We start from the raw sequence: 23879 nt of genomic DNA on the forward strand, positions 1-23879 counted from the left end.
TTCGGGTGTGACAGCCGGGTGCGACGCCGGTAGGAAGAGCCATGGCCTCTCCGACGTCCCTCGTCCCGCTCCGCGTGTTCGCTGCCGCCATCGCGCTTCCACAGGCAGTGATCGGCGTCTGGGCGGTCCTGTCACCCCGCGGCTGGTTCGACGACTTCCCCGGGATCGGGCCCGCGCTGGCGGCCGCCGAGCCGCCCTTCAACGCCCACCTCGTCACCGACGCAGGCTCAGGTTTCCTCGCGACCGGTGTGCTGCTGCTCGGTGCGAGCCTGGTCGGCGGGCTGGCCGAGATCAGGGTCGCGGCGATCGGCTACCTGCTCTTCTGCGTGCCCCACCTCGTGTGGCACGCCGCCCACCCGTCCGACCTGCTGGCGGCCGGCAACGACGTCCTCAACGTGGTGCTGATCGGCGCCCAGGCCGCTGGCGCGCTGCTCCTCATCGTCCTGGCGTCTCGCGGCGGAGGAGTGCGGGCGCCGGAGCCGACTCAAGCCTGAGCCAGCACGGCGGCGCCGGCCGCGGGCAGCACAGCGAGCTGGGTCGGGGCGGGGTGGCCGTTGTCGTCGAACGCCTCGTCGACCTGACGCTGCACCTCGTCGACGTCCTCGGCACGCACCAGCGCGATCGCCGCACCACCGAAGCCACCACCGGTGAGGCGGGCCCCCAGCGCACCTGCGTCGAGAGCGGTGTAGACGGCGAGGTCGAGCTCGGGCGTCGATGCGGCGAAGTCGCGACTGAGCGAGGCGTGCGACGAGGTCAGAGTCGCGCCGAGCCTGTCCCAGTCGAGGTCCTTGATCGCGGCGACAGCGTCCTCGACCCGCGCGCTCTCCGAGAGGACGTGCCGCCCCCGGGCCTGGTGGAGCTCCTCGGTCAGCCGACTCAGGTCGTCGGCCCACGCCAGCCCGAGCCGGGGGAGTCCCAGGACCGCCGCCGCCGCGTCGCACTCGGCGCGGCGCTCGGCATAACCGCTGGTTGCGTCGGCCAGCTCGTGAGCGACACCCGTGTCGATGACGAGTACGACGAGCCCGGCCTCCCGCAGCGGCAACGGCACCTGCCGCAGGCTCGTGTCGGCGAAGTCGACCAGCAGCGCGTGCTCGGGCAGGGCGAGCAAGGAGGCCAACTGGTCCATGCCTCCGGTCGGTGCGCCGACGAAGTCGGTCTCGGCCCGGCGGCACAGCTCGGCGATCGAGGGGCGACTGCCCGGGTCGAGCGGCCGGTCCACCAGCGCTCCGACCGCCATGGCGACCGAGCACTCGAGCGCGGCCGAGCTGGCCAGGCCCGCACCCACGGGGAGCTCGCTCTCGATCACCAGGTCGAGTCCGGGTAGCGGCCACCCGCTCTCGCGCGCGGCCCAGAGCACGCCGGCGACATAACGGACCCAGGTCGGCAGGGTCGCGCGGTTCGCGAGGTCGAGATCGCCGAGCCGACCGGTCCACGCTTCGTCGTAGGCGCTGGTGCGGATGCGCAGGCGGTCATCGCCGCGCGCGCGTGCCGCCGTGGTGGTGCCAAGGCCGATAGCGAAGGGCAGGCAGAGGCCGCCGTTGTAGTCGGTGTGGTCACCGATGAGGTTGACCCGACCGGGCGCCTGCGCGGTCGCGGTTGCCCGATTCACAGTGTTCATCCTCCCGCATTAGATTCATTGACGTGCGCTTCCTCGATGACCGGGTACCCGCCCATGACCTGACCTATGACGATGTCTTCATGGTTCCGAGGCATTCCTCGGTCGGGAGCCGCTACGACGTCGACCTCTCCACGGCTGACGGCACGGGCGCGACGATCCCGCTGGTGGTGGCCAACATGACGGCCATCGCCGGCAAGCGGATGGCCGAGACGGTCGCCCGCCGCGGCGGTCTCGTGGTGATCCCGCAAGACATCCCGGCGTCGGTGGTCACTGACGTGGTCGCCTTCGTGAAGTCCCGCCACCTCGTGCTCGACACCCCGATCCAGCTCCGCCCCGACCAAACGGTCGCCGAGGCGTTGTCGTTGATCCCGAAGCGGTCCCACCGTGCCGCGGTGGTGGTCGATGCCGCCGGCAAGCCGGTCGGCGTGGTGCTCGAGGCCGACTGCGCCGAGGTCGACCGGTTCGCCCAGGCCCACCAGGTCATGCGGCCCGTCGAGGTCCTCATCGACGCCGACACCGAGCCGCGGAAGGCCTTCGACGCACTCGACGACGCCCGCGCGGCCATCGCTGTCGGGGTCGACGCCGACGGGCTGCTCGTGGGTGTCCTCACCCGCACCGGTGCGCTGCGAGCCACGCTCTACGAGCCGGCCGTCGACACCGGTCGCTCGCTGCGGATCGCAGCGGCTGTCGGGGTCAACGGGGACGTGGGCGCCAAGGCCGCGGCGCTGCTCGACGCGGGGGTGGACTGCCTCGTCGTCGACACCGCTCACGGGCACCAGGACCGGATGATCGAGGCGCTCCAGGCGGTGCGAGCGCTCGACCCGGGCGTACCGATCGCCGCCGGCAACGTCGTCGACGCCGACGGCACCCGCGCGCTCGTCGCGGCTGGCGCCACCATCGTCAAGGTCGGCGTCGGCCCCGGAGCGATGTGCACGACGCGGATGATGACCGGTGTCGGGCGGCCCCAGTTCTCCGCGGTCCTCGACTGCGCCACGGCTGCTCGGGGCCTCGGGGCGCACGTCTGGGCGGACGGGGGAGTGCGGCACCCGCGCGACGTCGCGCTGGCCCTGGCCGCCGGGGCATCGTCGGTGATGATCGGGTCGTGGTTCGCCGGCACCCACGAGTCGCCGGGCGACCTGTTGCAGGATGCCGACGGCCGACCGTTCAAGGTCTCCTTCGGCATGGCGTCGGCCCGGGCGGTGGCTGGCCGCACAGCGACGGAGTCCGCCTTCGACCGCGCTCGCAAGGGGCTCTACGAAGAGGGCATCTCCTCCTCGCGGATGTACCTCGACCCGGTCCGCCCCGGGGTCGAGGACCTCATCGACCAGATCTGCGCCGGCGTGCGCTCCTCGTGCACCTATGCCGGGGCCACCACCCTGGCCGAGCTCCACGAGCACGCCGTGGTCGGCGTGCAGTCGGCCGCCGGCTTCCACGAGGGTCGTCCGCTGGCGACGAGCTGGTGACCGAGGTGAGCCGGGTCCTCGTCGTGGCAGCGACGAAAGCAGAGGCGGCCTACGTTCCGGACGGTCTGCCCGTCCTGATCACCGGCATCGGCAAGACGGCGGCTGCGACGGCCGTCGCACGCACCCTGGCGTCGTACGACGACCTGGCTGGCCTGGAGATCGTCAACATCGGCACCGCGGGGGCGCTCCACGACCACCACGAGGGTCTCCACGAACCGGGCGTGGTGCTCAACCACGACATCAACGCCGATGCGATCCGTGCCCTCGGTTACGACCCCGAGGAGCGGTTGGTGTGCGGCCCTGGCGACGTCGTGCTCGCCACCGGCGACGTGTTCGTGACCGACCCGGTCGTGCGCGCCAGGCTCGCGAAGCAGGCCGATCTGGTCGACATGGAGGGCTACGCCGTGGTCTACGCAGCGCGCCAGTTCGGCGTGCCGGTGCGCCTGGTCAAGCACGTCTCGGACAACGCGGACGAGAGCGCGCTGGACTGGCCGGCCATGGTCGACCGGAGTGCGCGGGCGCTGGGCGGCTGGTTGTCCGCGACAGTCTGATACAGGACGAAGGTCCCGGACTAGGACAAGAATCGGTACGTATGTCAGCGGTCTAGGCCATGTGGGGTTAGCGTTACCTCATGCTCCCTTACCGTCGACTAGGAATCTCGGCTCTTCTTGCGCTTGTCATGGGGACTGCGACACTCGCTGGCCCCCTCGTTCCGACCGCGCAGGCTGGACCGGCCCGTCCGGCCGCAGCCGCCGCGGCGGCATCCACCGACCCCGTGTTCTCCTCGATCAGCGGCGCGACCCGCATCAACGTCGCGGGCGTCGTCCGCTCCGAGCTGACTGCGGCCAGCACGCTGCGCACGACCGAAGCCGGTCGGCACACAGAGAACACGACCGCCAACGTCAACATCCTCAACGGCCTCATCAAGGCGCCCACGGCGTCGAGCTCGCAGCGCACCACCGCGCGGCTCGGCGGCGGCGTCAACATCACGTCCAAGGCGAAGATCGGCGACGTCGACCTCCTCAACGGCCTCATTCACATCGACGCGATCGAGACGACGGCCGTCGCGACGATCGACGGCGCGGGCAACGTGTCGCGCAGTGGCGGCACCAAGCTCGTCGGCGTCAGCATCAAGGACCAGCACGTCCCGATCAACGTGCCGAAGAACTTCAGCATCATCATCCCGGGTGTCGCCAAGGTGGTCCTCAACGAGGTCAAGGGACAACTGGGCGGCGACGCGCTGATCAAGTCGGTCGCGACCGGTGTCCACATCACGCTCCTCAAGCCGCGTGACGACCTGAGCATCGGCGCCAACATCGAGGTCACCCCGGCGAAGGCGCAGATCCTGCTGCCGCAGCCGATCGACGGCGAGCCGGCGTTCGGTTTCGCCTACTCCTCGCGGATCGCGGTGCACATCGGCGACGCGCTCAACGTGCTCTCGGCCCCGACCGGCGTCATCACCTGCCCCGCAGGCGGCACCAACGGCGTCGACCTCACCAACTCGACCGCGCGGGTGCGTCTGCCCGGCGTCGTGGACGTGCAGGGTCTGGCCAACACAGCCAACGCGACGGTGACCGACACCGACACCGACGAGACGATGACCGCCAAGACGGGCAAGGTCAACCTGCTCAACGGGGCGATCCAGCTCGACGCCATCATCGCGACGGCGCACGTCGAGCAGCATGGCTCTGATCCCGCGACCAGCAGTGCGACGTCGCAGATCCTCGGACTGAAGATCGGTGGCAACCCGATCCCGGTCGAGGTGCCGCCCAACACGGTGATCGAGATCCCGGGCCTGGTCAAGGTGGTCATCAACGAGCAGACCATCCTGCCCTTCCCCTACAACGGGATCGGCGTCCGCGCACTCCACGTGATCGCCCTGCCGGGTGCTCCCGAGGACATCGCGGGCATCAACATCGAGGTCGCGGTGGCCGCCGCATGGGTCAACCGCTGATCAGCTATCGCTGAACGACACGAGCGCCGCTGGTCCTTCGGGCCAGCGGCGCTCGTGTTCTGCCACGATGAGCCTCGTGGAGGCGATCGGCAGGTTCGTCGTTCTGGAGCGCATCGGCGTCGGCGCCCATGCCGCGGTCTACCGCGCCGAGGACCCGGTCCTGGACCAGCTGGTGGCGCTGAAGGTGCTGTCGGCCCAGGTCGCCTACGACGTCGACGGGCGGGAGCGCTTCATCAAGGAGGCGCGGCTGATGCGGCGGATCGACTCGCCGCGCACCGCGACGATCTACGACGTCGCCCAGCTGCCTGACGGTCGTCCCTACCTGGTCATGGAGCTGGCCGAACGCGGCACGCTCGATGACCGGATCGAGGAGATCGATCAGCACCACCAGCGGATCACAGTGCTCGACGTCCGTGCGGTCGTCGCCGCTCTCGGCACCGCCCTCGCCACGATCCACGACCGCGGGGTGGTCCACCGCGACATCAAGCCCTCCAATATCTTGATCCGTCCGGCGCCCGAGGGGCACCCGCCCGACGGCCACCCGGGCGGCGTCCTGCTGCGCGGCGACGACTTCGTGATCCTGGCCGACTTCGGCCTGGCCAAGGCGCTCGACTCGACGCGCCAGGTCACCGCTCCAGCGGGCACGCCCGCCTACATGGCCCCGGAGCAGGCCGCGATCGGAGCGCCGATCGACGGCCGGGCCGACATCTACGCCGCTTCCGCCGTGATCGTCGAGCTGCTCGAGCGGGTGGTCGGGCACCGCGATCCGCGGGTCGCCGCCGTGCTCGCTCGCGGGATGGCCCGGAATCGCGAGGATCGGCACGCAGACGCCCGGACCTGGTCGCAGGACCTCGTGGCCGCGCTCGACGCGAGCCTCGCCCCGGTCACGGTGACGGTCCCGCAGACGGCGGCCGCGCCACCACCGGCAGTCGTGCCGGTCCTCTCCTACGTGCCCGCGCCGGCGATCGCGGCCCGCCGTACGGGCTTCCCGGGCGGGCCCGTCCTGCTTGCGTTCCTGGTGGCCGCGCTCATCGCGGTGGCCGTCCTGCTCGTCCTCGCCCTCGCCTACACCGGAGACACGTGATGCCCGATCCCGACCTCATCCAGGCGGCAGCGAGCGGTGATGGTGCGGCGCGCTCATCGGTCGTCACCGACTACGCCGCAGCGGGCTCCGACGAGCGGGTCGCGATCTTGGACGCGCTGGCCGTGCTCGGGGCGGCGGGTGCCGTGCCCGCGACCGAGGTCCTCCTGGAACTGGTCCACAAGCACCGGATCGCGCAGCCGGCGATCACCTCGCTGCTCGTCGACCCGGCCGATATCGAGGACGCGGCGCAGCTGACGCTCATCACGGTGATGGAGAAGATCGCCCAGTTCGAGGGTCGGTCGCGGTTCCAGACCTGGGTGCGTGCGATCGCCCGCAACGAGGCGCTCCAGGTGCTGCGGCGCAAGCAGCGCAAGTCCGAGCCGACGGGCGACGAGGTGCCGGAGCTGGCCGCGTTCAGCAGGCGCCTGAGCTCGGTGGTCGCCGACGAGCACGCGGTGCGCCAGGCACTCGAACGCGTGCCGGAGCCCTACCGCGAGGCACTGGTCCTCCGCGAGTTCGACGGTCTGGGCTACGACGAGATCGCCGAGCGGCTGGGCGTGCCGGTCGGCACGGTGCGCTCGCGCATCGCCCGCGCTCGCGACCTCCTGGCGAAGCAGACCTGGCACTTCGGCTGAGACCGCGTAGAAAAGTTTTCGGGAAACCGGGAACTGGTGGCACCCCGGGGCGCATCCGGTGGGTACAGGCCAGCCACAGCGGCGGGCCAGGACGAAGGAGATCCACCATGCGCACCATCCGCAACCTCGCCATCGCCTCCGCCGCCGTCGCCGGAGTCGCTCTCTTCACCGCCGGCCCGGCCTCGGCCCTCACGGTCTACGGCACCAACTACAGCGACACCCTCTACGGGACGTCCTACGCCGACGAGATCAGTGGCTACGACGGCGACGACTCGATCTACGGCTACGCCGGTTCCGACCTGCTCAAGGGCGGCTACGGGCACGACTACCTGCAGGGTGACGACGGCGCCGACTTCCTCAAGGGCGGTTACGGCAACGACTACATCTGGGCCGGCAGCGGCGACGACCGTCTGAAGGGCGGCAAGGACAGCGACAGCCTGGTTCCCGACGTCGGGTCGGACGTGATCCGCGCCGGCGACGGCAACGACTACCTCTACGTCTACGGCGACGGCGGCGCCGACCTCGTGAAGTGCGGTCCCGGCTACGACGTCGTCTACTACGACTACGTCGACTTCGGCGACGAGTTCTACGGCTGCGACAACTTCATCCAGGTGTGAGCCGCAGCCCTCACCCGCGGCCGCTCGACGCGCGGCGGCCGCGGGTGACCCCGACGAAGTCCTGGTGCACCGGTCCGTCGTCCTCGACCTTCCAGAGCAGACCCACCTGGGTCGGCGGGAGGTCGACGACGGGCCGATGCACGACGTCTTTTCGGTGGTGGAGGCGAGCGATGGCCATGGGCAGCACGACGATGCCGGTCCCGGCCGCTGCCACCTCCACCGCGTCCTTGGTCGTCATGGCGGGGAAGGCCAGCTGCGGAGCCGTCGGCACCCAGCCCGACCGTTCGGGAGCGACGAGCTGCTCGTCGGCCAGGTCGGCCGTGGTCACCTCCTCGGCCGCGGCCACGAAGTGCTCGAGGCCGGCGACGACGACCGGCACCTCCTCGTAGAGGACGACGCAGTGCAGGGGAGTGGGACGGTCTCGGTCGACCGGCAGCCGGGCCAGGACCAGGTCGGCTTCGCCGTCATCGAGTACGGCGCGCTGGCGCTCCTCCTCGATCGGCACCAGCTCCAGCCGGATCCGGGGGTTGCGGTCGCGCCACACGCGGGCCCACTTGTCGGGCGTCACACCGGGCACGAAGGCGATCCTGAGTCGGTCCACGGTCAAGAACAATATTGGGCAACAACGAGGAAACCCGCTGTGCCTCCCGATGAGCCATGCTTAAGGTGCGGCAAGGGAAGAAGGTGATGCCGGTGGCGCACGTCGCGGCCCACGCTCCCGTCGTGCTGCTCAACGCCTCCTACGAGCCCCACGACGTGGTCTCCTTCCCGCACGCGGTCCGGATGCTCTTCCGAGGCGTTGCTGTCGTGCACGAGGCCGACGAGGACCGCCGCATCGGCCCCCACCCGTGGCCGAAGGTGCTGCGCCTGGTCCGCTACGTCGTCGCGACCTGGATGTACCGTCCGGCCGCCTATGGCCGCGAGGCGGTCCTGCGACGCGACCACTACCGGTGCGCCTACTGCGGCAGTCGCGCCGACACCATCGACCACCTGGTGCCGCGGTCACGCGGCGGCACCTGGACCTGGCTCAACACCGTTGCCGCCTGCGGGCGCTGCAACAGCCGGAAGGGCAACCGCACGCCCCACGAGGCCGGCATGCACCTACGTTTCGAGCCGTGGGTGCCCACGCGCAGCCAGGTGACCGGATGGGGTCATCGGCGCTGAATCTGCGCTGAAATCGCGTCTTTACCAAGCGTGTGACGTCGGTCGCTGAAATCGATGTGACTGAGCGGTAACTAGAACGCGTTCTAGTGGCCTGGACCACAGGCGAGGTCGTCCGAACTTGAGTCGGGCGTATGGATCCTGGCTCACTGGTGAGCAAGTGCTTGCAAAAGCAAGCATCCGCAAACCAGAGGAAGCGTCATGAACCAGAACACTGCCCGCCGTGTCCGCCGGGCCGCCGTTGCGCCCGCGCTGATCGGTGCGATTGCGTGCTCTGCGGTCGCCGTTCCCCCGTCCGCCGCTGCCGCGGACAGCGCCCAGACCCCCGCCTGGCTCGTGACCGCGAAGGCCCAGCCGGCCCGGCACCTGCACGTGGTGCGTGGCCTCACCGTCCGGCCGGTGCCGCGTGTCCTCCCGGTGACCGGTTATCACCTCACCGCGCGCTTCGACGACGCCGGCGGCCTCTGGTCCCACGACCACACCGGTCTCGACTTCGCGGCGCCCGAGGGCACGGCCCTGCGGGCCATCGCCGACGCGGTCGTTGTCTCCGTCGAGTACGACGGTGCCTACGGCAACAAGACCGTCGTCCGCCTCGAGGACGGCACCGAGCTCTGGTACTGCCACCAGTCGCGCACCGACGTCGTCGCCGGCCAGCACGTGAAGACCGGCGAGATCATCGGCGCGGTCGGCTCGACCGGCAACACGACCGGCCCGCATCTCCACCTCGAGGTCCGCCCGGGTGGGGGAGACCCGGTCGACCCCGAGGTGGCGCTGGCCAAGTGGGGCGTCAAGCCCTGATCTTGGTGGCTCTGACCTGTCAGAACTGACGCTTCAGGCGTGGCGCATGGCCGCGGCGAAGCGGTCGGCAGCGAGCGCACGCTCGTGAGCCGTTGCGCGGGGATCCGCGGCTAGCCGAAGGAGGGCATCGGCCAGCCGCGGAGTCCACCGTCCGGAGGGAGCGGAACAGTCCTGGACGTCGGGAGCAGGAACCTCCGCGACGACGGGCTCGAGGTTGCGAGCCCAGTGGCTGAGCCGCGACGCCGCCCACTCCTCACGCAGGGTGGCCTGCGGGATTCGCTCGGTGGTGGTCGCGGTCATGCTCTCTTAACGCGACGATCACCGGCACGCTAGTAGGACTTTGGTCCCGTCTTCGTCATGCCTGCTGGAGCAGGCCGAACTGCACGTTGCCTGAGTGGTCGAGATTGGCGTCGAGCACCTTGTCGTCGAGCTGCTCGGCGGCGGCCTGGTCGAGGAAGACCTTCGCCCCGTCCTGGTCGACGACCTGGTCACCGGCCACGGGCTCGTCCGCGGTCGCCACGGTGAGTTGCGCTCCGGGCGTGGTGGAGATGCGAAGGCCGGCCTCGTCCGGGGTGTCCGGGTGCGCGGCGTAGCGCTTCACGATGTCGCATGCGTTCTCGGTCAGGGTGAGCAATGTTTTGCTTTCTGAGTTGAGTGCAGGGCTTCTCCACCGTTGCAGGGAAGTGGTCGCCGTTCAAGGCGAGACCTCCGCGAGACCTCCGGCGAGACACCGCGATGTCGCCCAGAGGACCTCCCGATGCGGGATCCACGGAGGACCTTTGCTAGCGTTATCCCGCACTCGTCCGGGTGGCGGAATTGGCAGACGCGCTAGCTTGAGGTGCTAGTGCCCGTATTAGGGCGTGGGGGTTCAAGTCCCCCCTCGGACACCAAGAAGGCCCTCTCTGATCATGGTCAGGGAGGGCCTTTGCCATGGCGCTCAGAGCAGCGTGGTGAGGCGGGCGAGCGAGGACTCGAGGTCAGCCTTGACGGTGCGGGCCGCGAGGGTGCCCAGCGGCCCCTTGAGCGCCGGGTGGGCGAACTCGGCCCGGAAGTCGACGGTGGACATGCTGCCCTTGGGCTTCAGGCGCACCGACATCGCGACCGACGTACCGCCGATGCCTTTACCGCTCAGCGCCATGCTGCTCGCCGGGTCGAACTCCTGTACCAGCCAGGTGATCTTGTTGCGGACACCCTTGGCCTTGACGATGCCGGTCAGCTCCACGCCCACGTCCAGCTGCTCAGGGACCTCGCTGCGCCAGCCTTCGTGCAGCGTCAGCCACTCGCCCAAACGGGAGAGGTCCGACACGACTTCCCAGACATGCGCGACGGGGTGGGGAAGCTCCCTCGACATCCTGACCTCTGCCATGAACCCGACCCTAGTGGGACGAGGTACGGGTCCCTCTTGAAGAGGCCTCGCCGACGATCGGTGGTGCCGGTGCCGGTGCTACTGTCGAAGTAACAGTCGCCTTCCAGCAAACCTCAGGCAAGCGGTCAACCGGCGACGAAGAGAGGCCGTCATGGCCGCCATCACCTCGCCCGAGCTTCGACTCCAGTCCGACCTGACGCGGCGGCCCTACGGTGGTGGGTGGTGGCCCGATGGACGAGGCGTCTCGCACGAGCTGCTCGACCTGATGCACCGCTGGCCGGCCGACCTGCCCAAGATCACCAGCTACGCCTACATCAGCGACGACTGGGACCGTAGCGAGGCCAGTGTGCCGCTCGAGTATCGGACCCGGACGCTGATCCTGGTGCTCGCCGACCGCTCGACCTGCCGGTTGCTCCAGCTTCCAGCGTCGACCCCCGCCGACGTCGCCGACGAACTTCTCACCGAAGCCAGCTACTCGGGCTCGATGTGGCGTCGGATCGACTTCGTCAGCACTTACCGCGGTCCGCAGGAGATGCCGGCCGTGGGCACTCACCGGGCCGCCCGATGAACGCGCTGCGCCTGAGACTCGGCGAGAACCAGGGCCAGGACCGTCTCGACGGCGGCTGGTGGCCGCACAGCCGCAGCCTCGACACGGAGCTGGGCCAGCTAATCGACAACTTCCCCAACGGGCGCGTGATTCGCGCGCTCTACTCGCCGCCGGACTGGGACGACACGCCCCGACGCGTCGCCGCCCGGGGCCGCTACGTCAAGACGGGCAACTTCCCGCGGGACGACACGCACCTGATGTACCTCACGACGTCTGACCGCGTCGTCTACTGCCTTCTCGTCGTGCCGCCCAGCTTCAACGCGTCCCAGGGCGAGGAAGCGCTGACCGCAGCGTCGACCCGGGGCAACACGCACTCAGCGGGCGACCTGCTCGACACGGTGACCAACGAGCTCGCGGTCGACCAGGCCGCGCTCTGGACCGACGCGGCCAACAAGTAGGAGCCAGCCCCGAGCGGGCCGCGTGAGGTCGGCACCCGAGGACCGCAGGTCGGTACCTGCGACCGAGGGGTGCGCGCCCGTCGCTGCCTAGCGTCGAGGCATGCGTTGGATCGCCGCCGTTCTTCTCGTCCTCTACTCCGTCTTCGTCGCTCGATTGACCCTGGCCGACCCGTCGAGCGGGCAGCCCGTCTTCTCCCTCGCCGACCACTGGGCGACCGTGTTGTCCGGTGGTCGGCTGGACTGGGCCGAGACCGAGGTGCTCGCCAACATCGCGTTGTTCGCGCCCGCGGGACTTCTCCTGGCGATCGTGCTGCAGCGACCGCTCCTCGCCGCGGTGCTGTGCGTGGTCGCCTCGGCGTGCATCGAGCTGGCCCAGCAGCGCTGGTTCCCGACGCGGGTCCCGACGGTCGCCGACGTCGAGCACAACAGCCTGGGCGCCGCCCTGGGAGTGGCGGTCGCGTGGGTCGCGCTGCCGGCTCGGCGCTAGCGTGCTCCCGTGAGCAGGACGACCTTGGTGATGGGTGGCAGCGGGTTCCTCGGCTCCCACGTGATCCGCCAACTGGTCGAGCGCGGCGACACCGTGCGCGTCTGGCTGCGGCCCTCCAGTTCGGCGGCGGCTCTCGAGGGCCTCGATACCGAGGTGGTCCGAGGAGGGCTCTCCGACGGGGCAGCACTCCGCGCCGCGATGAAAGGCGTCGACGCCGTGCACTACTGCATCGTCGACACCCGGGCCTGGCTCCGCGACCCCACGCCGCTGTTCGCGACCAACGTCGAGGCGCTGCGCGGGGTGCTCGACGCCGCGATCGAGGCCCAGGTCCCGAGGTTCGTCTTCTGCAGCACCGTCGGCACGATCGGCATCGTCGATTCCGGGCTCGCCGACGAGCAGACCCCGCACGAGTGGCGGCACCTGGGTGGGCCCTACATCGAGACCCGGATCCAGGCAGAGGACCTGGTGCTCGAGGCTGCGCGGGAGCGGGGGCTGCCGGCCGTCGTACTCAACGTCGGGACGACGTACGGCCCCCGCGACCTCGCCCCGACGCCGCACGGCAAGCTGGTGCGCTCGGCGTCGCGCGGCAAGATGGCGGCCTACGTGCGCGGCGCTGCGATGGAGGCCGTCGGGATCGAGGACGCGGCGCGAGCGTTCCTGCTCGCTGAGGAGCGCGGGCGCGTGGGGGAGCGCTACATCGTCTCCGAGCGCTATCTCCCGATCCGCGAGCTCTTCGAGATCGCCGCCGACGAGGGCGGCGTCGCGCCGCCAAAGGTCGGCCTCACGATCCCGGTGATGAAGGTGATCGGTGCCGTCGGTACGGCGTGGTCCAAGGTCGCGCGCCGCGACACTGTCGTGACGCTCACCAGCGTGCGGCTGATGCACCTCCAGTCGGCCCTCGACCACGGGAAGGCCACCCGCGAGCTGGGCTGGGAGCCAGGTCCGACCGAGGACGCCGTACGAGCGGGTGTCCGGTGGTTCAACAACCGACACTGACGTCGCGCCGCGGCAGGCGTTTCGAGATCTGATATCGGTTCCGCCCGGGGTCTTCCCCGTGAGTGACGTAGGTCACCATCCTCGCCTTCGACATCATGTCGGGGCGGGACCGTGTCCGCGCCCCCGTCTCCCAGGGGGAAGCAGTGCATCAGAGGAAGTGGGCGGCCCTCGTGGCCGCGTCGATCGCCTTCACGGCAGCCTCGCTCGGCCAGGTGGCCGACGCGCCGGCGGCTGCAGCTGACGGACCGGGAGCAGGGAGTCCCTGGATCGTCTCCCTCGGCGACTCCTACATCTCCGGGGAGGCAGGGCGGTGGGCCGGCAACACCGGCGGCACCGACGAATACCGGATCGACGCGCTCGGCGGCACGGCGTACTTCGACAACGCCGCCAACAACGGCGAGACGGTCAACCGCTGCCACCGCTCGAAGTCGGCGGAGATCCACATCGGTGGGGGAGTCGGCAGCCACAACCTGGCGTGCAGCGGCGCCACGACCCAGACGCACTGGGACGACGACCGCTTCAAGCCCGGCCTCGACCAGTACGCCGACGCCAACGGCAACTGGGGCCAGACCGGGCTGCTCCGTGAGTTCGCCAAGACCCACAACGTGAAGATGGTCGTCGTCAGCATCGGCGGCAACGACTTCGGCTTCGCCGACATCGTCCAGAACTGCGTCGTCGACTTCCTCTACTCGCCGAGCTCCTCGCCGGACTACTGCTACGACGACAACACCACGACGTCGCGCATCAACACCTCCAACGCGGCGACCGTCCGCACCAAGATCAAGGAAGCCCTGCAGCGTGTCGACGTCGCGATGCAGCAGGCCGGCTACAGCTCGTCGGACTGGACCCTGCTCCTCCAGAACTACCCGATGCCGCTCGAGCGGTCGACCGAAGCGCGCTACGGCGACTCCGGCTACACCGCCCAGAGCACGGGCGGCTGCGGCTTCTGGCGCAGGGACCTCGACTACGCCAACGAGACGATGCTCCCGCTGATCAACAGCACGGTCTGGGGCGCTGCTGACGACTCGGGGCTGACCAACATCAAGCGGCTCGACGTCAGCCACGCGATGGACAACCACAAGCTGTGCCAGCGCGGCGTCACCCTGGCCGAGGACCTGGGCTACTCCTCGCCGTGGGCCAACGCCGACGTCCCCAACGGGGAGGAGTGGGTCAACCAGATCCACACGGTCTCCACGGCCAACACCAACTTCTTCATCCAGGAGTCGCTGCACCCGAACTACTGGGGCCAGCTCGCGCTGCGCAACTGTGTGCGGCAGGCATGGAACGGCGGCAACGTCCAGAGCGGCGCCTGCCAGCCGTCGTACGCCTGGGGCAAGAACGGGTACGGCGAGCCGAACATGACGTTCTCCTCGACCTACGCGTCGGGTTACCAGCCTCCCCGGCGGCTGTTCAACATCGGCGGCGCACCGTCGAAGCGGTGTGTCGACGTGCCCGGCAACTCCGGCTCGTCGGGCACCGTGCTGACCCTGTGGGACTGCCACGGCGGCGGCAACCAGAACTTCACCTACGACCTGAGCACCAAGGCGATCAAGGGGTTCGCGACCCAGAACGGTCTGTGCTGGGGCCTCCAGAACGACGCGACGGGCTGGGGCACGAAGGTCGTCATGCAGAGCTGCAACAGCGGCAACCCCCGCCAGCGCTGGACCCTGGGTGCCAACAAGCAGATCGTCAACGACGCGACCGGACTCTGTGTCGACGCCAACGGGGGCGGCACCGGCAACGGCACGCAACTGCTGATCTGGGGCTGCGGCGGCCAGGCCAACCAGCAGTGGTGGTACTGACCTGACCTACGAGTCGGCCAGGCGCTCGGGCGCCTGCGCCGCTCGGTGCCGGCCGGCCATCCGGTTGATGCGCAGCAGCATGGCTGCCGAGGGGGTCACCGACCCGGCGACATAGGTCGAGAGGCGCGAGGGCGACGTGCCGACGAGGGCAGCGAACTCCCGCTGCTTGAGTCCGGTGGTGGCGATCGTGCTGCGGATGTGGTCCGCCACCGCGCGTCGCTCGTCCTCTTCCACGATCTGGCGACACTTCGCGATCAGCTGGCGCACGCCTTCGAACTCGCCGGGGCGCCGGTCAGGATCGACGAGGGTCAGGTGGACCTCGTTGCGACCCGACCACGGCTGGTCGAGCGCGGCCGCGATGAGGCGGCGCCAGTGGACGACGTGGTCCTCGTGGAAGAGCTTGATCACGTCCTGCTCGGTCTGGAGCACGGGCACCGGGCCGTCGCCGCCGTCGTCGATGACGAGCAGCCGATGAGCTGCTTCGCTGCAGACCTCGCGCAGCTCGAGCGACTCGTGCGTGAGGCTGCCGGGCGTCCGCGATGCGCGACCCCACGCCCGGTGCCCGAGGTTGCGGACGAGGGCTGTTGTCAGCGGGCGCCCTTCGCGAGTGTCGATGGGACGCAGCACCCGCTCCTGCAGCGACGCCGCCGAGGCCGCACCGAGCTCGCTGACGATCTCTTGCAGGTCGAGGACGTCCTGGTCCTCGTCGAAGTGGATGATCCCCAGTGCGTTGGCCAGTGTCGCGAGCCGGACCGAGTAGCCCCGACCCTCGACCTGCCGCATCGCGGCGCGCGCGCCCGACCAGGACTGCTCCGCAGCACTCTGAGCGCTGATGCGCGCCTCGAGGCGCTCGACGACTCCCGACGTCGACATCAGCGCGGACGGTGGCGCTCGTAGGCGTAGCCCGGGAAGTCCGGCGCCGTCGTCTCGGTGATGCGCGGGTCCGGTGCCGTGCCGGACATGCTGAGCATCCCCGCGACGGCGCGACCGAAGGTGAACCAGTTGCGCGGGTCCTTGAGGTTGATGCCGCCGAGCAGCTGCGTGACCAGGCTGAGCCGGTCGAAGTAGACGCGCTCGCAGACCAGGTTGTCGTCCTCGTCGAAGATGAAGAAGGCGGTCATCCGCGTCCGGTGCCTGCTGCCCGTCGCCGGCATCTTGCCCAGGGGGCCGAGGTGGGTGCCCATCAGCCAGAACTCGACGATGACCGCGTCGTCGCTGTGGCGCAGCGCGATGATCTCGTGGTCCTGGTCGGGAAACGCCACCCTCGTGTCGTGGTAGTAGGCCCGCACGTCGGTGTCGCCGTCGTGCACCAACAGCATCGGGATCAGCTCGTAGTGCGGGTGCGGGAACGTCGACAGGGTCTGGTCCCAGTCCTGCGCCACCTCGTCGTGGAAGTGGTCGAGCACGAGCTTCTCGCGCGCTGCGCGTTGGTCGGGCGTCGGCGTCATCGGGCCTCCTGTTGGTCGCGGTCAGAGATTAGCCCTGATCACAGGTCCCGTTCGTAGGCCCACATGACCGGGCCGCCCTCGCCCTCCGTACGGCGGAAACCGGCCGCCTCGTAGGCACGTTGCGCCTGCCGGTCCTCCTCGCTGGTGATCAGGAAGGCGTAGTCAGCACCGGCCGCCCGCGATGCCTCGAGGACGGCGGCCAACAGCTCACGCCCGAACCCCTGACCGCGGCGCGCGGGCACGACGTACAGCTCGGCCAGGTAGGCCTCGAGCGCATCGCTCCACAACGACGCCTGCAGTCGTACGACGGCCACGCCCACCGGTCCGCCGACGTCGTCGGTGCACAGCAGCACGGTCGCGTTGCCGTCGGCGATCCGCCGTTGGAGGAGGGAGGCCAGCTCCTCCGGCGCAGGGGCCGGCTCGTCGTACTCCTCGTTGAAATCCCGCAGCAGGTGCGCGACGGCGGCCAGCTGCTCGTCGTCGACGGGCGTCACGGTGGTGATCACCGGGCAAAAATACCGCCGGGACGGGCGCGACCCCCGAGAGTCGGCGCCCGCCCCGGACGGGAGCGGATCAGAGAGCGCAGTCGGTGGTGGCCTTCGCGACCTCGTCGGTGATCTCGGCGACCTCATCCGCGTCCAGGTCCGACTGGTCGTCGTCGGCGAGCGCGTTGAGCTGGTCGTCCGACAGGTCGGAGTCGACCAGCTTGTCCGCGATGCAGTCGGCGAGCTTCGCATCGAGGCCGCCCTTGTCCTGCAGCGAGTCGGAAATGTCGTCGGCGGACGGGGCGCCACCGCCGCACGCCGTAAGGACGGAACCAGCGGTGATGAGGGTGGCGGCCAGGGCCGCGATCGAGCGCTTCATGTGTAACTTCCTTCTGTCGGGGAGCCGTGTGAGGGACGTTAACGGCATTCCGGACGCACAGCCACGAACGTCGAGTGCAAAATTTGGGGGAGGATGGGTGCATGGACGGCGAACACAGCGCACCTACCCCGGCTCCGGCTGCCGAGGTCGTCGACATCTGCCGTGACCTGATCCGGATGGACACCTCGAATTTCGGGTCCGACGACGGGCCGGGGGAGCGGAAGGCTGCCGAGCACGTCGCCGCGCTGCTCGAGGAGGTCGGCATCCCGACCCAGATCATCGAGACCGCCCCTGGCCGCACCAACGTGGTGGCCCGGTGGGGTGGCGACGGCACGCGGGACGACGCCCTCCTCGTGCACGGCCACCTCGACGTCGTCCCCGCAGAAGCGGAGGACTGGAGCGTCCACCCCTTCAGCGGCGAGGTGCAGGACTGCCAACAAGGTGGACTCAGCGTGTGGGGCCGAGGCGCGGTCGACATGAAGGACTTCGATGCCATGCTGCTGTCGGTCGTCCGCGACCGCCAGCGGACCGGTCGCCCTCCTGCCCGGCCGATCGTGCTCTGCTTCACCGCTGACGAGGAGGCCGGTGGCCACCTGGGCGCCGAGCTGCTCGTCCGCGACCACGCTGAGGTGTTCGAAGGCTGCACGGAGGCCGTGGGGGAGGTCGGCGGCTTCAGCACGACCGTGCGTGGTCAGCGGCTCTACCTCATCGAGGCCGCCGAGAAGGGCATGGCGTGGATGCGCCTGACCGCCCGAGGTCGGGCCGGCCATGGCTCGATGATCAACGCCGACAACGCCGTCACCCGGATCGCCGAGGCGGTCGCGCGGATCGGTGCCTACGAGTGGCCGGTGCGGCTCACCCCGACCATGCGCACCCTGCTCGGCACGGTCGGCACCCTCGCCGGGGTCGATGCCACTCCCGACAACGCGCGCGAGCTCGTCGAGGAGTTCGGCGGAGCGACGCGAATGCTGGGCGCGGTCCTCAGCAACACGACCAACCCGACGATGCTCGGCGCCGGCTACAAGGTCAACGTGGTCCCGACCGAGGCGACCGCCCACGTCGACGGTCGCTTCCTGCCCGGCTTCGAGGACGAGTTCTTCCGCACCCTGGCCGAGCTCTGCGGAGACGACGTCAGCGTCGACTACGTCTCCAACCAGGCGCCCTGGGAGACGCCGTACGACGGCGCGCTGGTCGACGCGATGACCCGCTCCCTGCTCGCGGAGGATCCCGACGCACTGGTGGCGCCTTTCCTCATGAGCGGCGGCACCGACGCCAAGCACTTCCGCAAGCTCGGCATGAGCAGCTTCGGCTTCACGCCGCTGCGGCTGCCCGAGGACCTCGACTTCACGGCGCTCTTCCACGGCGTGGACGAGCGGGTGCCGGTGGACGCCCTGGAGTTCGGGGCACGGGTGCTGGACCGGTTCCTCGACCAGGTCTGACACCCGATCAGGCGGTGCGGACCGCCCGGATGATCTTGCGGCGCAGGATGACGCGACGCGTGCCGTCGGCGGAGATGCGCACGCGGACCAGCTCCCAGCCGCCGTGCTCGGCGCGCTCGACGAGCAGCTTGGTGACGACGTTGCGGGGGTACTCGCGCGAGAAGGTGACCTTCTCGAACTGCCACTCGACCCCGCCGGTCCGCATCATGCGAGCTCCGACACGTCGTCGAGGGCTTCGCGGATCTCGGGGGGCAGCTCCTTGTCCTCGACGCCGAGTGCTCCCTTGAGCTGAGCGGCCGTACGCGCGCCCACGATCGGTGCAGTCACCCCGGGCCGGTCGCGGACCCAGGCGAGGGCGACCTCGAGCGGCGTCCAGTCGAGGCCGTCAGCGGCCCGGACAACGGCTTCGACGATGCCGCGGCTGCGCTCGTCGAGGTAGCGCTCGACGAAGGAGGCGAAGACCGGGGAGGCGGCGCGGGAGTCGCCCGGGATGCCGGTGCGGTACTTGCCCGTCAGGACGCCCCGACCGAGCGGTGACCAGGGAAGGATGCCGAGACCGAGCGCGGCGCTGGCAGGGACGACTTCCCGCTCGATCTCGCGGTTGACCAGGGAGTACTCGACCTGGGTCGAGACGAGCGGTGCGCGGCCGGCCCCGGCGCGCTGCCAGGTGGCGGCCTGCGCGGTCTGCCAGCCGGTGTAGTTGGAGATGCCGACGTAGGTGGCCCGGCCGGACGACACCGCGGCGTCGAGGGCGCCGAGGGTCTCCTCGAGCGGCGCCTCGTCGCTCCAGATGTGCACCTGCCAGAGGTCGACATGGTCGACACCCATCCGCCGCAGCGACGTGTCGAGACCGTTGAGGAGCGCTCGCCGTGAGGTGTCGACGGCGCGCTCGTGCCCGCGTCGCCAGATGCCGGCCTTCGTGGCCAGCACGACGTCCTCACGACGGACGACGTCGCCCAGAAGCGCGCCGACCTGCTCCTCGGAGCGGCCGTCGGTGTAGCCCGCGGCGGTGTCGATCAAGGTGCCACCGGCCTCGCAGAAGGCGATCAGCTGGTCGCGCGCCTCGTGCTCGTCGGTGTCCTTGCCCCAGGTCATGGTGCCCAGACCCAGCCGCGACACCCGGAGACCGCTGCTGCCGACGTACCGCTGCTGCATGAAGGAAAACGTAGCCCCTCTGCCTGGCGGGTCGGCTCACGGCTCGCCCACCAGCGTTCCGTAGGATCCTTCGACGTGGCGGACTTCCTGCAGGCCCTGGTCCTCGGCACCCTGCAGGGGCTGACGGAGTTCTTGCCGATCTCCAGCAGCGCCCACCTGCGGATCTTTCCCGACCTGTTCGGGTGGGGAGACCCCGGCGCCGCGTTCACCGCGGTCATCCAGATCGGCACCGAGCTCGCCGTGCTGGTCTACTTCCGCAAGGACATCTGGAACATCGCGCGGACCTGGACCCTCTCGCTCTTCAAGGCGGAGTACCGCGGCCACCTCGACGCCCGGATGGGCTGGTTCGTCATCATCGGCTCGCTGCCGATCGTGATCCTCGGCGTGTTCCTCAAGGACACCGTCGAGTCCCACTTCCGCAACCTCTGGCTGATCGCGACGATGCTCATCGTGATGGGCATCGTCCTCGGGATCGCCGACCGTGTCGGCGGCAACGAGAAGAAGGTCAAGCAGATGGGGGTGCGCGACGCGGTGTTCATGGGCGTGGCCCAGGCGGCTGCCCTCGTGCCTGGTGTCTCCCGCTCGGGCGCGACGCTCTCGATGGGTCGGTTTCTCGGCTACGAGCGCGAGGCGGTGACGCGTTACTCGTTCCTCCTCGCCATCCCGGCCGTCGTGGGCGCGGGCATCTTCGAGCTCAAGGACATCCCCGACGGCGACAACATGTACGGCTGGGGTCCGACCCTGGTCGCGACCGTGGTCTCGTTCGTGGTCGGCTACGCCGCGATCGCCTGGTTGCTGAAGTACGTCAGCCACCACACCCTCACGCCGTTCGTGGTCTATCGGGTGCTGCTCGGCGGCGGCGTGATCGCGCTGCTCGCCGCGGGGGTCCTGAGCGCCTGATCGCGCTCGGCCGAGCGGGCTAGAACCAGCCCGACTTCTTGAAGAAGGCGTAGAGGGCACTCACCGTGCCGATCATCAGGACCATCGCGAACGGGTAGCCGTAGGTCCACTCAAGCTCGGGCATGTGCTCGAAGTTCATGCCGTAGACCCCCGCGATGAGGGTCGGCACCACGATGAGTGCGGCCCCGGCCGAGATCTTGCGCATGTCGTCGTTCTGCTGCACCTGGATGCGCGCGACGTGGGCCTCGAACGCGGTGGAGAGCAGCGAGTCGAGGGTGTCGATCTGCTCGGCTGCAGCCGCGAGGTGGTCACCGACGTCGCGGAAGAACGGGCCGGCGTCGGGCAGGATGCCCGGCACTGCACCGACGGTGAAGCGCCGCATCGGCTCGCGGAGGGGATGCACGGCCCGGCGTACCTCGGCGAGCTCGCGCTTGAGCGTGTAGATCCGGCCGGAGTCGTTGGTGCGGTCGTTGGAGAAGACCGAGGTCTCGACCTCGTCGACGTCGATCTGGAGCTCTTCCATGACCGCGAGGTAGCCGTCGACCACGGTGTCGCACACGGCGTAGACCACCGCGGACGGTCCGTGGTTGAGCACGGCCTGCTGGCCCTCGAGCTCGTGGCGCGCATCGCGGAGCTGGGAGCCGCGCCCGTGGCGGACCGTGATCACAAAGTCCTCACCGACGAAGAGGTTGATCTCGCCGGTCTCGACGGCGTCGTCCTCGTCGACGTACCAAAGGGTCTTGAGCGTGAGGAAGAGGCTGCCCTCGTAGAGCTCCAGCTTGGGCCGCTGGTGGGCGACCACGGCGTCCTCGACGGCGAGCGGGTGGAGCCCGAAGGCGGTCGCGATGTTCTCTAGCTCGACGTGGCTGGGCTCGTAGAGGCCGACCCACACGAAGTCGTGCTCCCCGCCCTTGGCCGCCTCGCGCAGTGCCTCGTAGTCGTGCACGCGACAGTCGACAGGGAGACGCACTCCCGCCCGGTAGACGGCGCTGTCGACGATCACACGGCAACGGTAGTGGCTACGCTCGCGTCCGTGGCGACGGTTCTGCTGGTCCGGCACGGACGGACGACGGCGAATGCATCCGGCATGTTGGCCGGCCGGCTCGCCGGGGTGCGCCTCGACGAGGTGGGGCTGAGCCAGGTCGAGGCGGCCGCCGCGCGGATCGCCGCCGTACCTCTCGCTGCGCTGGTCACCAGCCCTCAGGAGCGCTGCCGGCAGACGGCGAAGGCCATCTCACTGGCTCAGACCGCGCGCCCCAAGGCGGTGACCGAGCGTGGCATCGCCGAGTGCGACTACGGCGAGTGGCAGGGCAGGCCGCTGCGCGAACTGGCCAAGGAGAAGCTCTGGTCGACCGTGCAGCGGCACCCGTCGGCCGCAGCCTTCCCGGGCGGCGAGTCCATGGTCGCCATGTGGCACCGCGCGGTCGACGCCGTACGACGTCACGACGCCGCCGTCGAAGCGGCTCATGGCCCGGGTGCTGTCTGGGTGGCGGTGAGCCACGGCGACATCATCAAGTCGATCCTCGCCGATGCGCTCGGCATGCACCTCGACCTCTTCCAACGCATCAACGTCGACCCCGCCTCGATCTCGGTGGTGCAGTACACCCCCGACCGTCCCTACGTCCTGGCGACCAACACGCACGCGGGCGACCTGTCCTGGCTCTCGCGACCGGCGGCCAAGGCTGCCCGGCGCAAGGGCGCGGCGGTCGGTGGCGGCTCCGGGCCCGCTACCGACGACTCGTAGGCTGACCGCATGCCGATCGTCCACGCCTTCGACCCGCCCGAGCGCTTCGTCGCGGGCACCGTCGGCGAGCCCGGAGCGCGCACGTTCTTCCTGCAGGCCCGTGAGGGCGCTCGGGTCGTCAGCGTCGCACTCGAGAAGCAGCAGGTGGCCGCGCTCGCCGAGCGGATCGACGAGCTGCTCGACGAGGTGATGACCGCAACGAGCACCGCGTCCGTGGTGCCGGCCGTCGCGCCGGTCGCACTCACCGACGACGCGCCGCTCGAGCTCCCGATCGCCGAGCAGTTCCGCGCCGGAACGATGACCTTGTCGTGGGATCCCCAGGCCGAGCGCGTGGTCATCGAGGTCTTCCCCGTCGGGGAGGAGCTGGTGGGGCTGAGCGACGCCGACGAGTCCGAGATCGACGACGAGGACGAACCGACGGAGATCTTCGTCGTCCGCATCAACGCCGGCCTCGCTCGCGCCTTCGTGCAGCGGGCCGAACGCGTGGTCGGTGCCGGCCGGCCCGACTGCCCCTTCTGCGGTCACCCGATCGATGCCGACGGTCACCTCTGCGTCCGAGCCAACGGCTTCAAGCGCCGCCCCGAGCAGTAGGCGCCGACTGATGGAGCTGGAGCTGCGCGGGCGCATCATGCCCGCGTCCAACGCCACGTTCCTGGCTGAGCTCGACGGCTGCGAGGTCGTCTACAAGCCGATCGCGGGGGAGCGGCCGCTGTGGGACTTCCCCCACGGGACCCTGGCCGACCGTGAGGTCGCGGCCTACCTGGTCAGCGAGGCCCTCGGCTGGGACATCGTGCCGCGGACGTGGCTCGGCGAGGGGCCGCATGGGCCCGGGATGGTGCAGGAGTGGAAGGTCGTCGACCCGGAGGTCGACGCGGTGACCCTGGTGCGCGCGGGGAGGACACCTGAGGGTTGGTTCTCGGTGTTCGACGGGGTCGACGACCGCGACCGCGACGTCACCCTGGTGCACGAGGACACGGCCGAGCTGCGCCGGATGGTGCTGTTCGACGTACTCGTCAACAACGCCGACCGGAAGGGCGGCCATGTCCTCGCCATGCCCGACGGCCACCGCTACGGCGTCGACCACGGCGTCACCTTCCACCACGAGCACAAGCTCCGGACCGTGCTGTGGGGCTGGGCCGGCACCGACCTGACCGACGACGAGCGGGTGGTCGTCGATGCGATTCGCGCCTCTGTCGCGGGCGCGCTGGGGGAGCGGCTCGCCCCGCACCTGACCGACCTGGAGATCCACGCCCTCGAACGCAGGGCCGTGCGACTCCTCTCCGTTGGGCGGCTCCCGCATCCCGACGGTGGCTGGCCGGCGATCCCCTGGCCCCCCTTCTGAC

The 23879-nt window shown here is 69.9% G+C and carries 31 protein-coding genes and 1 tRNA gene; 20 read left to right on the plus strand and 12 right to left on the minus strand.

What is annotated here, in order from left to right; all coding sequences use genetic code 11:
- Positions 1-41 precede the first annotated feature (41 nt).
- Entirely contained in the window at positions 42-494 is a 453-nt protein-coding gene (locus tag F0U44_RS19560) for a hypothetical protein (protein ID WP_149730066.1), read from the plus strand.
- Here F0U44_RS19560 and galK read toward each other — a convergent pair.
- Positions 485-1609 carry a galactokinase gene (galK, locus tag F0U44_RS19565; protein ID WP_188113574.1) on the minus strand — a complete coding sequence of 375 codons (1125 nt, stop codon included), beginning with the start codon at positions 1607-1609 and terminating at the stop codon, positions 485-487. The two genes, F0U44_RS19560 and galK, sit on opposite strands and share 10 nt — an antisense overlap.
- A gap of 32 nt (positions 1610-1641) precedes the next feature.
- Between galK and F0U44_RS19570 the strand changes: the two genes are divergently transcribed.
- The 6 genes from F0U44_RS19570 to F0U44_RS19595 all read left to right on the plus strand — a co-directional run bounded on the left by F0U44_RS19570 (position 1642) and on the right by F0U44_RS19595 (position 7371).
- Positions 1642-3081 (plus strand): GuaB1 family IMP dehydrogenase-related protein, encoded by a 1440-nt coding sequence (locus tag F0U44_RS19570; RefSeq protein WP_149730068.1) that lies wholly within the window; start codon positions 1642-1644, stop codon positions 3079-3081.
- Positions 3078-3632, plus strand: a complete 555-nt coding sequence (locus F0U44_RS19575; RefSeq protein ID WP_246160673.1) for a nucleosidase — start codon at positions 3078-3080, stop codon at positions 3630-3632. The genes F0U44_RS19570 and F0U44_RS19575 overlap by 4 nt, the downstream gene beginning before the upstream one ends.
- A gap of 128 nt (positions 3633-3760) precedes the next feature.
- The gene (locus F0U44_RS19580) at positions 3761-5035 is read left to right on the plus strand and encodes a choice-of-anchor P family protein (RefSeq protein WP_149730069.1); all 1275 of its coding nucleotides are present in this window, start codon (positions 3761-3763) and stop codon (positions 5033-5035) included.
- A gap of 67 nt (positions 5036-5102) precedes the next feature.
- Positions 5103-6119, plus strand: a complete 1017-nt coding sequence (locus F0U44_RS19585) for a serine/threonine-protein kinase (RefSeq protein ID WP_149730070.1) — start codon at positions 5103-5105, stop codon at positions 6117-6119.
- Positions 6119-6754: an RNA polymerase sigma factor gene (locus F0U44_RS19590; RefSeq protein ID WP_149730071.1), complete on the plus strand. Its 636-nt coding sequence runs from the start codon at positions 6119-6121 to the stop codon at positions 6752-6754. The genes F0U44_RS19585 and F0U44_RS19590 overlap by 1 nt, the downstream gene beginning before the upstream one ends.
- A gap of 107 nt (positions 6755-6861) precedes the next feature.
- The gene (locus F0U44_RS19595; protein WP_149730072.1) at positions 6862-7371 is read left to right on the plus strand and encodes a calcium-binding protein; all 510 of its coding nucleotides are present in this window, start codon (positions 6862-6864) and stop codon (positions 7369-7371) included.
- A gap of 10 nt (positions 7372-7381) precedes the next feature.
- Here the strand turns inward: F0U44_RS19595 and F0U44_RS19600 are convergent, their stop codons facing one another.
- Positions 7382-7972 carry a LysR family transcriptional regulator substrate-binding protein gene (locus tag F0U44_RS19600; protein ID WP_246160674.1) on the minus strand — a complete coding sequence of 197 codons (591 nt, stop codon included), beginning with the start codon at positions 7970-7972 and terminating at the stop codon, positions 7382-7384.
- A 92-nt stretch (positions 7973-8064) separates the two neighbouring features.
- On the opposite strand from F0U44_RS19600, the gene F0U44_RS19605 reads away from it, so the two are divergent.
- Positions 8065-8535, plus strand: a complete 471-nt coding sequence (locus F0U44_RS19605; protein WP_246160677.1) for an HNH endonuclease — start codon at positions 8065-8067, stop codon at positions 8533-8535.
- Between the two features lie 198 nt (positions 8536-8733).
- Entirely contained in the window at positions 8734-9330 is a 597-nt protein-coding gene (locus F0U44_RS19610) for a M23 family metallopeptidase (protein WP_149730075.1), read from the plus strand.
- A 33-nt stretch (positions 9331-9363) separates the two neighbouring features.
- On the opposite strand, the gene F0U44_RS19615 is transcribed toward F0U44_RS19610, so the two are convergent.
- A complete protein-coding gene (locus F0U44_RS19615) occupies positions 9364-9630 on the minus strand; it encodes a hypothetical protein (protein WP_149730076.1) in 267 nt (88 codons plus the stop codon).
- A gap of 55 nt (positions 9631-9685) precedes the next feature.
- Positions 9686-9964 (minus strand): HesB/IscA family protein, encoded by a 279-nt coding sequence (locus F0U44_RS19620; protein ID WP_149730077.1) that lies wholly within the window; start codon positions 9962-9964, stop codon positions 9686-9688.
- Between the two features lie 167 nt (positions 9965-10131).
- Here F0U44_RS19620 and F0U44_RS19625 point away from each other — a divergent pair.
- Positions 10132-10220, plus strand: a tRNA-Leu gene (locus F0U44_RS19625).
- 47 nt (positions 10221-10267) lie between these two features.
- Here the strand turns inward: F0U44_RS19625 and F0U44_RS19630 are convergent.
- Positions 10268-10696, minus strand: a complete 429-nt coding sequence (locus tag F0U44_RS19630) for a type II toxin-antitoxin system Rv0910 family toxin (RefSeq protein WP_149730078.1) — start codon at positions 10694-10696, stop codon at positions 10268-10270.
- Positions 10697-10847: 151 nt separating this feature from the next.
- Here F0U44_RS19630 and F0U44_RS19635 point away from each other — a divergent pair, with 151 nt between their 5' ends.
- From F0U44_RS19635 to F0U44_RS19655, 5 genes are all read left to right on the plus strand, one after another.
- Positions 10848-11264 (plus strand): DUF5994 family protein, encoded by a 417-nt coding sequence (locus F0U44_RS19635; protein WP_149730079.1) that lies wholly within the window; start codon positions 10848-10850, stop codon positions 11262-11264.
- A complete protein-coding gene (locus F0U44_RS19640) occupies positions 11261-11701 on the plus strand; it encodes a DUF5994 family protein (protein WP_149730080.1) in 441 nt (146 codons plus the stop codon). The genes F0U44_RS19635 and F0U44_RS19640 overlap by 4 nt, the downstream gene beginning before the upstream one ends.
- 100 nt (positions 11702-11801) lie before the next feature.
- Entirely contained in the window at positions 11802-12188 is a 387-nt protein-coding gene (locus F0U44_RS19645) for a VanZ family protein (RefSeq protein ID WP_149730081.1), read from the plus strand.
- Positions 12189-12197: 9 nt separating this feature from the next.
- Positions 12198-13184: an NAD-dependent epimerase/dehydratase family protein gene (locus F0U44_RS19650; RefSeq protein ID WP_223163763.1), complete on the plus strand. Its 987-nt coding sequence runs from the start codon at positions 12198-12200 to the stop codon at positions 13182-13184.
- Positions 13185-13327: 143 nt separating this feature from the next.
- The gene (locus F0U44_RS19655; protein ID WP_188113575.1) at positions 13328-14986 is read left to right on the plus strand and encodes a ricin-type beta-trefoil lectin domain protein; all 1659 of its coding nucleotides are present in this window, start codon (positions 13328-13330) and stop codon (positions 14984-14986) included.
- Positions 14987-14992: 6 nt separating this feature from the next.
- Here the strand turns inward: F0U44_RS19655 and F0U44_RS19660 are convergent, their stop codons facing one another.
- The 4 genes from F0U44_RS19660 to F0U44_RS19675 all read right to left on the minus strand — a co-directional run bounded on the left by F0U44_RS19660 (position 14993) and on the right by F0U44_RS19675 (position 17298).
- Positions 14993-15859: a helix-turn-helix domain-containing protein gene (locus tag F0U44_RS19660; RefSeq protein WP_149730083.1), complete on the minus strand. Its 867-nt coding sequence runs from the start codon at positions 15857-15859 to the stop codon at positions 14993-14995.
- Positions 15859-16434 (minus strand): ester cyclase, encoded by a 576-nt coding sequence (locus tag F0U44_RS19665; protein ID WP_149730084.1) that lies wholly within the window; start codon positions 16432-16434, stop codon positions 15859-15861. The genes F0U44_RS19660 and F0U44_RS19665 overlap by 1 nt, the downstream gene beginning before the upstream one ends.
- A 38-nt stretch (positions 16435-16472) precedes the next feature.
- On the minus strand, positions 16473-16940 hold the full coding sequence (locus tag F0U44_RS19670; protein WP_246160679.1) for a GNAT family N-acetyltransferase: 468 nt from the start codon (positions 16938-16940) through the stop codon (positions 16473-16475).
- 67 nt (positions 16941-17007) lie between these two features.
- Complete coding sequence (locus F0U44_RS19675; RefSeq protein ID WP_149730086.1) at positions 17008-17298, minus strand: hypothetical protein; 291 nt, start codon at positions 17296-17298, stop codon at positions 17008-17010.
- A 101-nt stretch (positions 17299-17399) separates the two neighbouring features.
- On the opposite strand from F0U44_RS19675, the gene F0U44_RS19680 reads away from it, so the two are divergent.
- Positions 17400-18737, plus strand: a complete 1338-nt coding sequence (locus F0U44_RS19680) for a M20/M25/M40 family metallo-hydrolase (protein ID WP_149730087.1) — start codon at positions 17400-17402, stop codon at positions 18735-18737.
- A gap of 7 nt (positions 18738-18744) precedes the next feature.
- Here F0U44_RS19680 and F0U44_RS19685 read toward each other — a convergent pair whose 3' ends face one another.
- Together F0U44_RS19685 and F0U44_RS19690 are read right to left on the minus strand one after the other, a co-directional pair.
- The gene (locus F0U44_RS19685) at positions 18745-18945 is read right to left on the minus strand and encodes a DUF5703 family protein (RefSeq protein ID WP_438616536.1); all 201 of its coding nucleotides are present in this window, start codon (positions 18943-18945) and stop codon (positions 18745-18747) included.
- Positions 18942-19892 (minus strand): aldo/keto reductase, encoded by a 951-nt coding sequence (locus tag F0U44_RS19690; RefSeq protein ID WP_149730088.1) that lies wholly within the window; start codon positions 19890-19892, stop codon positions 18942-18944. The genes F0U44_RS19685 and F0U44_RS19690 overlap by 4 nt, the downstream gene beginning before the upstream one ends.
- A 75-nt stretch (positions 19893-19967) precedes the next feature.
- On the opposite strand from F0U44_RS19690, the gene F0U44_RS19695 reads away from it, so the two are divergent.
- Positions 19968-20792 carry an undecaprenyl-diphosphate phosphatase gene (locus F0U44_RS19695; RefSeq protein ID WP_149730089.1) on the plus strand — a complete coding sequence of 275 codons (825 nt, stop codon included), beginning with the start codon at positions 19968-19970 and terminating at the stop codon, positions 20790-20792.
- A gap of 19 nt (positions 20793-20811) precedes the next feature.
- Here F0U44_RS19695 and corA read toward each other — a convergent pair whose 3' ends face one another.
- On the minus strand, positions 20812-21795 hold the full coding sequence (corA, locus tag F0U44_RS19700; protein ID WP_149730090.1) for a magnesium/cobalt transporter CorA: 984 nt from the start codon (positions 21793-21795) through the stop codon (positions 20812-20814).
- A gap of 30 nt (positions 21796-21825) precedes the next feature.
- Here corA and F0U44_RS19705 point away from each other — a divergent pair, with 30 nt between their 5' ends.
- The 3 genes from F0U44_RS19705 to F0U44_RS19715 are packed head-to-tail and all read left to right on the plus strand — an operon-like array spanning position 21826 to position 23878.
- Positions 21826-22536 (plus strand): MSMEG_4193 family putative phosphomutase, encoded by a 711-nt coding sequence (locus F0U44_RS19705; RefSeq protein WP_149730091.1) that lies wholly within the window; start codon positions 21826-21828, stop codon positions 22534-22536.
- A gap of 9 nt (positions 22537-22545) precedes the next feature.
- Positions 22546-23127, plus strand: a complete 582-nt coding sequence (locus tag F0U44_RS19710) for a DUF3090 family protein (RefSeq protein ID WP_149730092.1) — start codon at positions 22546-22548, stop codon at positions 23125-23127.
- Between the two features lie 10 nt (positions 23128-23137).
- Positions 23138-23878: an SCO1664 family protein gene (locus tag F0U44_RS19715; RefSeq protein ID WP_149730093.1), complete on the plus strand. Its 741-nt coding sequence runs from the start codon at positions 23138-23140 to the stop codon at positions 23876-23878.
- Position 23879: the final 1 nt, after the last annotated feature.

It is taken from the genome of Nocardioides humilatus, assembly GCF_008373755.1.
GTDB lineage: Bacteria > Actinomycetota > Actinomycetes > Propionibacteriales > Nocardioidaceae > Nocardioides > Nocardioides humilatus.

What these genes read in the sequence shown, in the direction of transcription:
- F0U44_RS19560 (WP_149730066.1), top strand. Translation starts at nt 42, where the DNA reads ATGGCCTCTCCGACGTCCCTCGTCCCGCTCCGCGTGTTCGCTGCCGCC.
- F0U44_RS19580 (WP_149730069.1), top strand. Translation starts at nt 3,761, where the DNA reads ATGGGGACTGCGACACTCGCTGGCCCCCTCGTTCCGACCGCGCAGGCT.
- F0U44_RS19585 (WP_149730070.1), top strand. Translation starts at nt 5,103, where the DNA reads ATGAGCCTCGTGGAGGCGATCGGCAGGTTCGTCGTTCTGGAGCGCATC.
- F0U44_RS19590 (WP_149730071.1), top strand. Translation starts at nt 6,119, where the DNA reads ATGCCCGATCCCGACCTCATCCAGGCGGCAGCGAGCGGTGATGGTGCG.
- F0U44_RS19595 (WP_149730072.1), top strand. Translation starts at nt 6,862, where the DNA reads ATGCGCACCATCCGCAACCTCGCCATCGCCTCCGCCGCCGTCGCCGGA.
- F0U44_RS19610 (WP_149730075.1), top strand. Translation starts at nt 8,734, where the DNA reads ATGAACCAGAACACTGCCCGCCGTGTCCGCCGGGCCGCCGTTGCGCCC.
- F0U44_RS19615 (WP_149730076.1), bottom strand. Translation starts at nt 9,630, where the DNA reads ATGACCGCGACCACCACCGAGCGAATCCCGCAGGCCACCCTGCGTGAG.
- F0U44_RS19630 (WP_149730078.1), bottom strand. Translation starts at nt 10,696, where the DNA reads ATGGCAGAGGTCAGGATGTCGAGGGAGCTTCCCCACCCCGTCGCGCAT.
- F0U44_RS19635 (WP_149730079.1), top strand. Translation starts at nt 10,848, where the DNA reads ATGGCCGCCATCACCTCGCCCGAGCTTCGACTCCAGTCCGACCTGACG.
- F0U44_RS19640 (WP_149730080.1), top strand. Translation starts at nt 11,261, where the DNA reads ATGAACGCGCTGCGCCTGAGACTCGGCGAGAACCAGGGCCAGGACCGT.
- F0U44_RS19645 (WP_149730081.1), top strand. Translation starts at nt 11,802, where the DNA reads ATGCGTTGGATCGCCGCCGTTCTTCTCGTCCTCTACTCCGTCTTCGTC.
- F0U44_RS19660 (WP_149730083.1), bottom strand. Translation starts at nt 15,859, where the DNA reads ATGTCGACGTCGGGAGTCGTCGAGCGCCTCGAGGCGCGCATCAGCGCT.
- F0U44_RS19665 (WP_149730084.1), bottom strand. Translation starts at nt 16,434, where the DNA reads ATGACGCCGACGCCCGACCAACGCGCAGCGCGCGAGAAGCTCGTGCTC.
- F0U44_RS19675 (WP_149730086.1), bottom strand. Translation starts at nt 17,298, where the DNA reads ATGAAGCGCTCGATCGCGGCCCTGGCCGCCACCCTCATCACCGCTGGT.
- F0U44_RS19680 (WP_149730087.1), top strand. Translation starts at nt 17,400, where the DNA reads ATGGACGGCGAACACAGCGCACCTACCCCGGCTCCGGCTGCCGAGGTC.
- F0U44_RS19685 (WP_438616536.1), bottom strand. Translation starts at nt 18,945, where the DNA reads ATGATGCGGACCGGCGGGGTCGAGTGGCAGTTCGAGAAGGTCACCTTC.
- F0U44_RS19690 (WP_149730088.1), bottom strand. Translation starts at nt 19,892, where the DNA reads ATGCAGCAGCGGTACGTCGGCAGCAGCGGTCTCCGGGTGTCGCGGCTG.
- F0U44_RS19710 (WP_149730092.1), top strand. Translation starts at nt 22,546, where the DNA reads ATGCCGATCGTCCACGCCTTCGACCCGCCCGAGCGCTTCGTCGCGGGC.
- F0U44_RS19715 (WP_149730093.1), top strand. Translation starts at nt 23,138, where the DNA reads ATGGAGCTGGAGCTGCGCGGGCGCATCATGCCCGCGTCCAACGCCACG.